Below are 11,381 nucleotides of genomic sequence, written 5' to 3' on the forward strand. Positions count from 1 at the left end.
CGCAACAAAAATGACAAATAATACGGCTGTAATAATAAATTGTTTTTTTGCTACACCTGTTTTCTTAATAACAGATAATATTGCAAGTACAAGGAAGAATATAAATAGAATGAAACTTAAAATAGCAAAAAATTCGATGACTGGGTGTTCAGATTTTGTTGTACCAGTCACTATTAATATAATTGAAATCATAAAAAGAATAACGGTAGGACGTCCATATTGTTTTGCTTTTCCATTTTTTTTAAAGAATGAAATGATACATAAGATTAAAAGAATAAAAGCAATAAAAAATAAAGCTGCACCAATATTACTCAAAATCGCCATTTTCATACCTCCATTTGTAAGATTTTTCTTATTGATTATATAGGAACTTATTGGATATTACACGTTTTATATAAATTTAGAAAATTAATATTTTTACTAGACTTATAAACATTTATTTGGATATAAGGGAAAATAGATATATTTACTATTACTTTTTGAAAGAGATTTCATAAATTATAGTATATCGATTGAAAGGAGGAGATTTGAATGGAATTTCAATTGTTGGTAACTTGTATATTACAAGAAGGTAATGCTTACTTTTTAGTAACGAAGGTAGACGATGTTATTACGTTAAAAGTACCGATTACTGCGGGAGTAGCAGGTTTATTTTTAGCTTTAGGTGTACCAAGATGTTCTTAATTTAAATATCTATAATAGAAGAGGAAGGGACATGCCTTTCTCTTCTATTATTACATAATATAATTATGTAAACTTTAATATCATATTTGTGATAGCACGTTTGAAATGGACATGCATATACTATAATGTTTCATTGGATGTTAGGGGTGGAAGGTAGTTTTAATAAGTGCATCCAGTGATGTTTTTAAGCTATGAAAATAAAAGAGGTGCTATTATATATGAAAAGAAAAACATTTGATATTCCAGTTACATTGCGAAGAGAGTGGTTTTTAATAGAGTTAGCTCATTTAACGAAAAAATATGGAATTGAAATTGCAACTAGCAAAATGGGTGCTGCACCGTTTTTAAGAGATCAAGTTACAGAATCAAAGATAGGGAAAGGGTTACAATACGATAAATATGATGATGAGTATATAATTGAAAATTAAAGGGTAACAACAAAATTAAATTAATTTATAACAAAATATAAAATAAAGCAGATTCTAAATATAGAATCTGCTTTATTATGAAATACTTCTAGTCAACTAACCTCTTTCTAGTGTTTTTCCTACATATTTCTCTTGCGTTATTCCAAAAGATTCACGAAGAATGCGAGCATAATCTTTAGATTCTATTGGTCGTTTATTTTTGGTGCCTTTAAAGGTTTCTGTGTAATTTTTATTTGTTAACGATATGTGACCATAAGTAGTTAATTTACAAGTGATAGCTCCTTTATTAAAAGGAGATTCTTTATGCTCTACAATCACTTTTTGAATGTTATTCACTTTTTTCTCATCTATTGGATCTAAAGTGAAAGCATAACCTATTTTCCATTCATTTGAAGGTTCAGATTGTAAGAAACTTGTAGATTCTCCGTTAGCTCCTTTTCTCATTTCTAAAATATGCGTACCTTTTCGAGTATTTCGTTTACGAATTCGATATTCTCCTGTTTGAGAGGAGATGGCTTCTCCTTTAAAAGGGACTGGATGTAAAGGGAGATGAGATGCAAAACCTGCATCCACAACATAATCTTTATTCTCATGACTTAATATGATAATGACATGACCATCATCGGGCTTCCATTTATTATCGTAAAGATCATAAACAGTACCGGCTACTTTGTATACTTGAAACCCACAATCAATTAAAAAATAATACAATAAGGAGTTTAATTCATAACAAAGTCCACCTCGTTTTTGAATAAGTAACTTTTCTATTAAGTTATCTTTTGAGATATTTTTAATAGTACCAGCCATAATATCAAGATTTTCATAGGGGAGAATCATTCCCATTTTTAATAAGATTTCATCTAAATCATCAAATGTTATTTCTTTTGCAGGAATTTTTAAGCGTTCAAAAAACTCCTTTTGTAAATTGGTCATCATAAAGTATTCTCCTTTCTTTTTACAGAATTTTCTTCTGCTCACCGATAGGTTAGTACTTCTACAAGGTTAATTCAAGTGCGCGGAAATTATCATAATATATGTTTCTGGAAATATGATTGTTTATTCGGAAATTTCAGTTTGATTTTTAATTGTAGGAAAGCCTTACAATATAGGGTCCTTTAAAATTATTTTGTATTTAATGAAAAGAAAGTACATATCTTTATTATGTTTTTAAATAACTAACTAGTAATAAAATGTTTTTTTACTAAAATTTTTTCAAGATTTGTATGCTTTATATAAACAATAATGATTTAAAAAATATCTGGATGTAGCGAAGTTAACAATTATTGAGAAACTTTTTTGTCGTATTCTATCAAAAGGAAGAGGTAGAAACAAAGAGAATAACGAGAGTTAAGGAAGAGGGTACACAACTAGTAACCTTCTAAAAATAGGGCTAACATCTTTTTAAAATCAAAGATTAGCTATTATTAAGGAAGGGAAAATATAAAATATTATAAAGAACACCTTCTTTCAAAAAAATAGGGGGAGTAATATGAGACTGATGAGAAGATGTGTGGCCTTACTAATTGTATTTTTTATCATGGCTCCAACGATTAGCACAAATGTACAGGCAGAAGTTGTAAAAGAGCTTGGAAAGGGGTTTCCTGACACAGAAGTATTTACACCTGGGGAATGGTTTTTAGGCCAAAAACCTGCTAATTATGATGAGAATAAACCACCAATTCTCTTTGTACAAGGAAGAAATGGTAATGCGGATAGTTGGTATGGAAAGACAGTATATCATGATATAAATGATATGTATGATTATGCTTTGAAAGCAGGCTATCAAACAGTGTTTATACAATTATATGATGCTGCGGGGAAAGGTTCGGCTAGTCAGTGGGATAACGGAAAACTGTTAGCACAAAAACTTGAAGAAATATATAATCATTTCGGTAAAAAAGTTAATATTGTAGCGCATAGTAAAGGTGGTATTGATACACAAGCCGCATTAGTTGAATATGATGCGAATCGATTTGTTGGAAATGTTATTACACTTGCTACACCGCATCACGGCTCAAATTTAGCAGATTTGTCATATAGTTGGTGGGCAGGGTGGCTAGCTTCTATATTAGGTCAAAAAGATGATGGTACGTACTCGTTACAAATAGGTGAAATGGCAAAGTTTCGTTCAACAATAGATAATAACCCAGCAGCTAAATTAAACCGTTACTATACGGCTACTGGGACTAGCTGGGGGCCAACATTTTCTGCATTATCTATGGGCGGGTTATATTTATCATCGTACGGTTCAAATGATGGACTAGTAAATGAATGGAGTGCGAAGCTATCGTACGGTACACATTTATTTACAGATTCCAGATTTGATCATGACAATATAAGAAAAGGATCAGCTGTTTTTACACGAATCGAACCATATTTACGTACGACAAATGTGGAATTACCAGCTTTAGTAGCATCCAGCACTAGTTCAAATGAAGATCTAGAACAATTAAATACAACTTCAAATCAAAATATTTTAGGAGGCGAATTACCACAAAATCAGTGGATAGAGCAAACCGTTACAGTTGATAAAAAAGCGGAAGGAATCGTTTCTGTACTAACTGCTTCTTCTGATGTAGAAGTACAAATGGTATCTCCAAAAGGAAAAATATATGCAAATAAAGATAGCGCTATAACTACTGGTGAAGGCGAATCTTTCTTTAATGGGGCGACAATTAGAACATTTAAGTTTGATAAATTGGAAGTAGGCGAATGGAAAATCAAAATGATGGCGAAGCAGTCGAAAGATGCATATTTAGTTGTAAGCGATTACAAGAATGACGCACCATTTGTTCTTCAAATACCTACAAAAGTTAAAGTAAATAAACCTGAGTATAAACTGAAAAAATCACCAATGGCACCTGAAATGAAAGGGGATCTTTCCATAACAGTAAGAGTCGTTAATAAAGAAGGTAAGTTAGTCTCTGAATTTAATGAATTACAAAATGTTAATACGAATACATTTACAGGTGCTTTGAAAGATATAAAACAACCGGGAGTATATAACGTTACGATGGATATAAAAGGGATGAATAAAGAAGGAAAACCATATAATCGTACGATTGTTAAGTCGGTTTATGTAGAGAAATAAGGAAGAATAAATAAGCATAATATAAAAGTGCAGAAATCTTGTGTTAGAAAGAATTCTGCACTTTTTTTGCGTGATGAGAGATAATAAAAGTCGAAGAAAACTGTTATTCAATAAAAAAAGATGCTGAAATAGCATCTGAATGTGAAGAAATAATATTAACTTAGTTTTGTAACTGTTAATTCAACTGAATTTATACCATTGTCACAAGTTACAATACTTTGACGATTAAAGCCACTATTATTTCTAAGTTGAAGAGTTGAATTAGCTGGCACTGTAACAATCGTTTCGCCAACGAGTTGAAGACATTCGTTATTTGATGAAGTATTCATTTGAATAGCGAAGTCACCTTGACTATTAGCAAGTGGATTGTTATTTAAAAATATAGTTATGACTGGGATATGTGGAAATACAGGATTTAAAGTAGTATTAATACTGGAAATGAACGAAACTCTATAATCACCAGCTTGTCTAAATTGTATAGTAGTAGGGTTTAGTAAGGAAACGCCTCCTGCTAAAGGTCCAACGTGATTAAATGGAAAAGGGTTGCCAAAAGGAACAGTTATAAATTCAGTTTGCCAAAAAGTTCCGTATGCAGGACAGCTTCGTTTATGTGAATGGTCACATGAACATTTTTTATTTGAACTGGAAGAAGATTTGCATGAGCATTTTTTATACGAGTTTGAAGAATGATAGTATGAACCCAATATATTACCTCCTATTCTTAATAAATGTAAAACACATAATAGTTTATGAAAATGAATCACAATTGGCGTGTATGCTTGTACTATAAAAGGAGATAGATTTGGAATATAAAGTGGTCAAATGATGAAATGTAGTATTGGGGTATTACCTTTAACACTTTTTGAAGATGATAAGGTTCAGAATTTGATAGAAAAATGAATGGGATTTCTAAATGGATTGAAGTAACGAGGAAACGTTTATCCCGCTATTTTCCGAGCAGTAAGACTCCCACCTCAAAATTCAGCGAAAGCAAAGAAGTTAGGTGGGGATGAACAAAACCCCCCACTGAGTAAAGTTTCACTTTACTATATTAATTTCGTATGACAAAACAGCAATATTATCTTTTGCTGTATGGATGTTATCGTTTGGTGAAGCTATGATATTTAATCGTATGTATATTAGATTATTTATTTTTTGTTTTTATTTGTGTAGCTGGGCAGGAAGAAGTCAGAAAAAATAGAATAAATGTACATATGAAGCATCGTTTGTTTTTGGTGTGAATAGTAATTAAAGATACGCTAAAATATTTAAAATTGTAACGAAAGAGAGATTAAATAATAGAAGGAGCAACTTACATGGAAAATATATTAAAGGTATCTTCAAAATCAAGCCCAAATTCAGTCGCAGGTGCAATAGCAGGTGTACTAAGAACAAGTGGTAATGTGGAAATTCAAGCGATTGGGGCTGGAGCTATAAATCAAGCGATTAAAGCAATTGCGATTGCAAGAGGGTTCGTCGCTCCAAGTGGTATTGACTTAGCTTTTGTTCCAGCGTTTCAAGAGATTTCTATCAATAATGAAGAGAGAACAGCGATTAAATTAATTGTAGGCCCTAGAAAGAAAAGGTCTTAGTAGAAGAGAGTGTTACTATAAGGGGAAAAGACTAATAGACTTCCCAGGTTAGATACGTTATTTTATGTAACCGATCCTTGGGTGTGGACACGGCATTATACCGGACTCATGTCTGTTAATTTCTCCTTAAATTTAGCAGGTGTTCTAAATACTTAAAAATGCCAAATCCTTTGTGATATAAGGGATTTGGCATTTTGATGTTTTAAAAATAAACACCCTTAAAACTGCTCATTCTTTTCCCAAGATTCAACGATATAGTATGAAAAACCTTATTATATCAAGGTTTATAAGTGTTGGTTTCCCTTGATGCTCACATTTTGCTCACATTAAATCTTTTCATTTTTTATCAGATGTTTTCATTAGATTTTATTATGCTCTCGAAGTTTTCTGCTGCTTGTCGCTGCATGTTCTGTGTGATATGACTATATTTGTCTAAAGTCATTTGAATAGAAGAGTGCCCTAAGCGATCTTGTACGATTTTAGGGTGTTCTCCAGCCTGAAGCATAAGTGTAGCGTGAGTATGTCGTAAGTCGTGTATACGAATTCGAGGAACACCAGCTTTTTTATAGTGATCATTCAAAAAGCGATGGGGAGCATCTATATGTAAGGGCGAATGTATCGTATTGCCGGTGAAAATAAACGCCTCATCATTCAAGTGTATACCCCAGCGGAAAAATTCTTTCTTTTTATAGGAGTAGTAGGATTGTAACTTTTCTATAACAAAAGAAGAGATACTAATGCTTCTATTTGAAGACTTAGTTTTTGTAGCAGCTTTAAATAGTCCTTTTTCTGTTTTTACCAATGATTTATTAACCAGAATGCGTTTATTATCAAAGTCAACATCTTTCCATGTTAGTGCAAGTAATTCTCCACGTCTCATACCTGTATAAATTGCAAGTAAGAAGAACATATGGTACTTATAATTTTTTTCTTTTAAATACTGGAGGAATCGATTACATTCTTCGCTCGACCATGTTTTCATCTCACCTTGCTCTTCACGTGGTTTTTTAACCTTATTCATTATATTATCATGTATGATTTCCCATTCTACAGCGTGTTTGAAAATGCATCTTAGGCAGCGATGGATATTGCTGATTGTACCATTTGACAGCCCTTTTTCTTTAAGTTCAGCATAGTAGCTTTGAATCATTACAGACTTAATACTTTTAATTTTTTTATAACTAAATGGGGGAAGGATATAGAGCTTAACTAAGCTCATGTCTTTTTCATAAGATGTAATTTTTAATTCAGCTTTACGGAGAGGCTTTAACTTTTCCCATACATCTAAAACAGTTAATTGTTTGTCATCAAAATATATTCCTTTCTCTATCTCTGTAATCATCGTTGCAGCAGCATTTTGGGCTTCTTTTTTTGTTCTAAATCCACTCTTACTTTTTTGCTGGCGTTTTCCTGTGGCCGGATCTATACCGATATCTATTGTAAAAGACCACGTATTTCCACGTTTACGAAAACTTCCTTTCATATTCAATACCTCCTGAATCATTATTTTTGAAAATTACAGTATTGTGATATTTGATTCTGTAATTTACTTGCTAATAATTGATTTTCATAATGTAAAAGTCTTTTTTCAGCAAATTGTGTTGTTACATTGAATTTTTCTGAGATTATATATGCTTTTAACTGTAGGGGAGGAAGCTTTCGTAACATAAAAGTAGGTACACAAAATTGTTGTGCGAAGTTTTTAGCCTTTGCTTCTTGGTACTCCAGAAACATTTGATGCATTAATAATTGATTACCAGTATGAAATAGGATGTGACAGGTCTCATGGCCAAAATCCTCCCATTGTTCTTGCTGAGAGATACGATTATCAATAACTAAGTTAGCTATTTGATTTCTTTCCATTGCATGACTTCCAAACGGAGCAAAGTACAGCAAAATGTTTAGCTTTTTCGCAATCTCCATCATATCAATTTGCTCGGGAACAAAAATAGATAAGGATTGGTACAAGTGCTGGATATAGTCTTCAAGTTGTGTATTGTAATAGGGTTGCGATTGAAACAAAATTTACACTCCATTCAAATAAAATAAGAACGTTCGTTCTTATTTTATAATGGAAAAGTAAAAATTGGAAGGCAAACTTATAAGATAGGGTATCGATATAATTATAATCCACTATCTATTAACAACTTAAGGAACTGGCTATATGTGAGAGGAAGTCTCCGTTATGCGAACAGTAATAATTCCTCAATAAGAATATAATTATACAGAAAGTAGGAGTAGCTTTAGGTATATTCAAAATTTTAAATAATTTAGGGTTTTATATATATTAGACATACGCTTGAATTCAGGTAATTAGCAGATAAAATGAGGGTAATACTAGAGGTGTAATACTTGTCCTATCAGATTAGTGCATATAATTATAAAATGTTATATTCTTATTTAATAATTTAAAAAGGAAATGAATAAACAAAAATAACTACACTTATTGAGTTTTTTTGCTTATTCATATAATTAACGTTTGTTTTCTTTTTGTTTGATAAATTCCCAAAATTGTTTAAGTTCTTCTTGTTTCTCTGGAGAGGCGTCTTTAATATCTTTAAACCAGAGACCTAAGTTTTGATCTTCAAAAAGATTTTCCACAAATAATCTATTATTAGAATCACTTTCTCTTCCTAGAAGATAGTCAGAAGAAACGTTAAAAATGTCAGCAGCTTTGCTAATTAAGGAGTCCTCAATAGGTCTTTTTCCACTTTCAATTCTGGATAGCACACTATTATTAATCCCCATTTTTTTTGCGAATTCTATTTGTGACCATTTTCTTTTTTCACGTAATTGCTTTATTCGATAGCCAATTGTGGATTCTGACATTTTTTCACCAACTTCCTAAAAACATTATTATGTCAAATTTAAATTATCTAAAGGTATTTTATCATTTTTTCCAAAATGGAAAAAGTGATTTGTTGAAATAGCAAAAAAAGCTTGACTTTGCTGTAATAGCAAAATATTATATAGGTATACATTTGCTGTTTTAGCAAAAAAGGAGATGGGAGTTTGGAGAAGTTGAATTTGGATTTTATTCAAAATAGACGTTTGGAACTACAGATTACGTTGTTAGATCTAGCAGAAGTGCTTGGTTTTAAGAATGCTTCCACGTATATGAAATACGAAAAAGGAAAGTATATGTTTAAGGCAAATCATTTGCCATTCATAGCAAAAGTATTAGATTGCAAAATAGAGGATCTTTTTTTAAAATGAAATTTGCTAAAATAGCAAAAGAGGGAGGGAGCTATGATCAATTTCGACATTGAATCATTCCGTCAAATCATCCGTGAAGAAGTGCAAAAAGCAACTGAGCACCTTCAACCAATGAAAGAATTACCACCATTTTTAACTATTACAGAATTGATGGCATTATTACATATTAAACGCACTAAAGCATCTGAGTTATTAAACCGTTCTGATTTTCCAGTATGTCGCGAAGCAGGAGTTCTTATTCCTACACACCTTCTTTTTAAGTGGATGGAAAATCATACTGACTGGGTAGAAAACAATACAGAGTATTACAATCCATTTAAAGAATCCGTCTAATAGTAAATTACCATAGTAAGTTGTCACAAATAAATAATGCTTTAGGTACGAATGGGGGAAGTAAACGATGTCCATAGGAAAAGAAATTGCTATGGCACGCAAACGAAAGGGAATCACCCAAGAACAACTCTCCTTAGAAATCCCCGTGAGTCGTGAGTCACTAGCAAAATATGAAACTGAACAGCGACGATTACCAGAAGATTTACGAAAATGCATTACTGAAGGAATTGATGATCCGCAGTTGTTTTTTAAAATGTGGAATGAAGCAACAGGGGATGTAAGTATCCCGTTCTTCAATGGAGATCACATAGATCTCCATCCTACAAGCATGAGGTATATGGTCAATCAAGAAACAAATGAAGCTTTGAAACAACTCGATACAGTATGTTGGTCTAAGCCTTCACAAACTTGGTCCGAAAGAGAGAAAGAGGATTTGAAAAAGGTAATGCATGAAATCCTGGATGCTACAGGTTCAATGATGAGCCTCGTAGCGGTCCTATGTGATCAATATGGTTTTTCAATGAAAGAAATTTTTAAGTACTGGAAAGTATCATTACGAGCTAGGAAGTATATAAAAGGTTAATTTAATTATTTTAGTGGGGAGGTTTAAGTTATGACAATTGATTATGCAAGTCCAACTTTAAATCAATATAAAACGCTAATTCGTAAGGAAGCAAATTTATATGGTGATATTAGAATTGCAGCAGTTTGTGGGGACTATATGAAAGCTAGGGATTTAAAACAAGAGAAGAAATTAATGGAGATAAGAATTCGAATTATAGAAGCAGCATTTGTTTTGAAAAACAAAAAGAAAAAAGGAAAGGCCACCGCGTAGCCTGCGATAGCCAATCATGACAGTAGATAAATTATAGCATATAACAATTTAGTGCGACAAGCTGTTGTGCTTGTCGTTATGACCAGAAAGATTTGTTAACTCTAACCGCTTAATATACATTACATTCTGGTCATAACGATGCGTACAGTATCAAATTATTAAAAATGGGGAGCAAATTATGAAAGTAGAATGTAATCGTCTGTTCGACTTAGTTCTACCAGGTGATTTTGCTTTTGCAAATGAATTACATAACTGTATGGTGACATGTATTCATAACATGTTCAATGCTAGTTCATTAGATGAAGCAGATCATTGGGAGAAGGAATTAAATAGATGCGCAAAAGAATTCAAGAGCCTTCGTAATGAAAAAGAGGATCACGATGTATCAAAGAGTTATCGTGTAGTTGTTAAAAGCCTTCAAGGGCAGGGGATTAATGCATCAGTAGTTAGTCGAAGAAAATAAAAAATCTATCACTTGGCAGAGTGATAGATTTTAGACTCTGATAGAGAGTCTTTCTAAAAATTGAATTGGATTAAGTATATCAAAGCAAACCTAGTAAAACAATGGAGGATGAATAATATGGCAGTTTATAGACCTGTTCAAGTTTCATATTGGCAAGATGCATTTGTTTTAGATCTTACACCAGAGGAGAAATATTTCTATTTATACCTAATGACTAATAGTAAGACGTCCCAAAGTGGAATTTATGAGCTTCCATTGCGCGTTATAGAAATGGATACAGGATACAATCGGGAAACGGTTGAGAAGCTGTTAGGGCGTTTTGCGGAGTATGAAAAAATCAACTATAACAAAAAGACAAAAGAAATCATGCTACTTAATTGGCTTAAATTTAATGCTATTACCAATATGAATATTGAAAAGTGTGTATTGAAAGAAATCCAGAATATTAAGGATGAGGATTTCTTAATTGATTTTTATGAGAATTGCTTAGAGCTAGAGAAGCAGCAAGATTTTAAAATTCCACGTATCAAGGAGTACTTTCAAGCTCGTTTTGAGTGGCTTGTAAGGGGCTTCGATACCCCTATGAAGGAAGAAACAGAAACAGAAACAAAAAAAAAAAAAAAAACAGAAACAAAAGAAGAAGCAGCAAGCTGCTCAAGAGATAAAAAAGTTGCAGAAGAAAATCCAATAGCATTTTATGAGCAAAACTTTGGAGTTCTTAAACCATTTGTAGCTGAAG

At 32.3% G+C, this 11,381-nt stretch carries 14 protein-coding genes and 2 pseudogenes; 10 read left to right on the plus strand and 6 right to left on the minus strand.

What is annotated here, in order from left to right:
• Positions 1–324: pseudogene (locus MR167_RS28205) on the minus strand (excalibur calcium-binding domain-containing protein); the annotation flags it as partial.
• 207 nt (positions 325–531) lie between these two features.
• On the opposite strand from MR167_RS28205, the gene exsG reads away from it, so the two are divergent.
• Both exsG and MR167_RS28215 read left to right on the plus strand, forming a co-directional pair.
• Positions 532–684: an exosporium protein ExsG gene (gene exsG, locus MR167_RS28210; RefSeq protein ID WP_000395679.1), complete on the plus strand. Its 153-nt coding sequence runs from the start codon at positions 532–534 to the stop codon at positions 682–684.
• A gap of 218 nt (positions 685–902) precedes the next feature.
• Positions 903–1,112 (plus strand): hypothetical protein, encoded by a 210-nt coding sequence (locus tag MR167_RS28215; protein ID WP_000824195.1) that lies wholly within the window; start codon positions 903–905, stop codon positions 1,110–1,112.
• A 96-nt stretch (positions 1,113–1,208) separates the two neighbouring features.
• On the opposite strand, the gene MR167_RS28220 is transcribed toward MR167_RS28215, so the two are convergent.
• Complete coding sequence (locus MR167_RS28220) at positions 1,209–2,048, minus strand: arylamine N-acetyltransferase family protein (protein ID WP_000988895.1); 840 nt, start codon at positions 2,046–2,048, stop codon at positions 1,209–1,211.
• Positions 2,049–2,601: 553 nt separating this feature from the next.
• Here MR167_RS28220 and MR167_RS28225 point away from each other — a divergent pair.
• Positions 2,602–4,203, plus strand: coding sequence for an esterase/lipase family protein (locus MR167_RS28225; protein WP_001238696.1), 1,602 nt, complete (start codon positions 2,602–2,604; stop codon positions 4,201–4,203).
• Between the two features lie 155 nt (positions 4,204–4,358).
• Here MR167_RS28225 and MR167_RS28230 read toward each other — a convergent pair whose 3' ends face one another.
• A complete protein-coding gene (locus tag MR167_RS28230; protein WP_000536156.1) occupies positions 4,359–4,907 on the minus strand; it encodes a hypothetical protein in 549 nt (182 codons plus the stop codon).
• A gap of 612 nt (positions 4,908–5,519) precedes the next feature.
• Between MR167_RS28230 and MR167_RS28235 the strand changes: the two genes are divergently transcribed.
• Positions 5,520–5,795 carry a stage V sporulation protein S gene (locus tag MR167_RS28235; RefSeq protein ID WP_000427801.1) on the plus strand — a complete coding sequence of 92 codons (276 nt, stop codon included), beginning with the start codon at positions 5,520–5,522 and terminating at the stop codon, positions 5,793–5,795.
• A gap of 346 nt (positions 5,796–6,141) precedes the next feature.
• Here MR167_RS28235 and MR167_RS28240 read toward each other — a convergent pair whose 3' ends face one another.
• From MR167_RS28240 to MR167_RS28250, 3 genes are all read right to left on the minus strand, one after another.
• Positions 6,142–7,278 carry a site-specific integrase gene (locus MR167_RS28240; protein ID WP_061457107.1) on the minus strand — a complete coding sequence of 379 codons (1,137 nt, stop codon included), beginning with the start codon at positions 7,276–7,278 and terminating at the stop codon, positions 6,142–6,144.
• Positions 7,279–7,298: 20 nt separating this feature from the next.
• The gene (locus MR167_RS28245; protein WP_061457108.1) at positions 7,299–7,817 is read right to left on the minus strand and encodes an ImmA/IrrE family metallo-endopeptidase; all 519 of its coding nucleotides are present in this window, start codon (positions 7,815–7,817) and stop codon (positions 7,299–7,301) included.
• 450 nt (positions 7,818–8,267) lie between these two features.
• The gene (locus tag MR167_RS28250; RefSeq protein ID WP_000004574.1) at positions 8,268–8,624 is read right to left on the minus strand and encodes a helix-turn-helix domain-containing protein; all 357 of its coding nucleotides are present in this window, start codon (positions 8,622–8,624) and stop codon (positions 8,268–8,270) included.
• Between the two features lie 183 nt (positions 8,625–8,807).
• On the opposite strand from MR167_RS28250, the gene MR167_RS28255 reads away from it, so the two are divergent.
• From MR167_RS28255 to MR167_RS28280, 6 genes and pseudogenes are all read left to right on the plus strand, one after another.
• Positions 8,808–9,011 carry a helix-turn-helix domain-containing protein gene (locus MR167_RS28255; protein ID WP_016091031.1) on the plus strand — a complete coding sequence of 68 codons (204 nt, stop codon included), beginning with the start codon at positions 8,808–8,810 and terminating at the stop codon, positions 9,009–9,011.
• Between the two features lie 33 nt (positions 9,012–9,044).
• Positions 9,045–9,344 carry a DNA-binding protein gene (locus MR167_RS28260; RefSeq protein WP_078183122.1) on the plus strand — a complete coding sequence of 100 codons (300 nt, stop codon included), beginning with the start codon at positions 9,045–9,047 and terminating at the stop codon, positions 9,342–9,344.
• 67 nt (positions 9,345–9,411) lie between these two features.
• Complete coding sequence (locus MR167_RS28265) at positions 9,412–9,927, plus strand: helix-turn-helix domain-containing protein (protein WP_242316031.1); 516 nt, start codon at positions 9,412–9,414, stop codon at positions 9,925–9,927.
• 30 nt (positions 9,928–9,957) lie between these two features.
• Positions 9,958–10,179: a hypothetical protein gene (locus tag MR167_RS28270; RefSeq protein WP_000151152.1), complete on the plus strand. Its 222-nt coding sequence runs from the start codon at positions 9,958–9,960 to the stop codon at positions 10,177–10,179.
• 178 nt (positions 10,180–10,357) lie between these two features.
• On the plus strand, positions 10,358–10,642 hold the full coding sequence (locus tag MR167_RS28275) for a hypothetical protein (RefSeq protein ID WP_076537216.1): 285 nt from the start codon (positions 10,358–10,360) through the stop codon (positions 10,640–10,642).
• A gap of 117 nt (positions 10,643–10,759) precedes the next feature.
• A pseudogene (locus MR167_RS28280) lies at positions 10,760–11,381 on the plus strand (DnaD domain-containing protein); the annotation flags it as partial.

This window comes from Bacillus cereus group sp. BfR-BA-01355, from assembly GCF_022663675.1.
Taxonomy (GTDB): domain Bacteria; phylum Bacillota; class Bacilli; order Bacillales; family Bacillaceae_G; genus Bacillus_A; species Bacillus_A thuringiensis_S.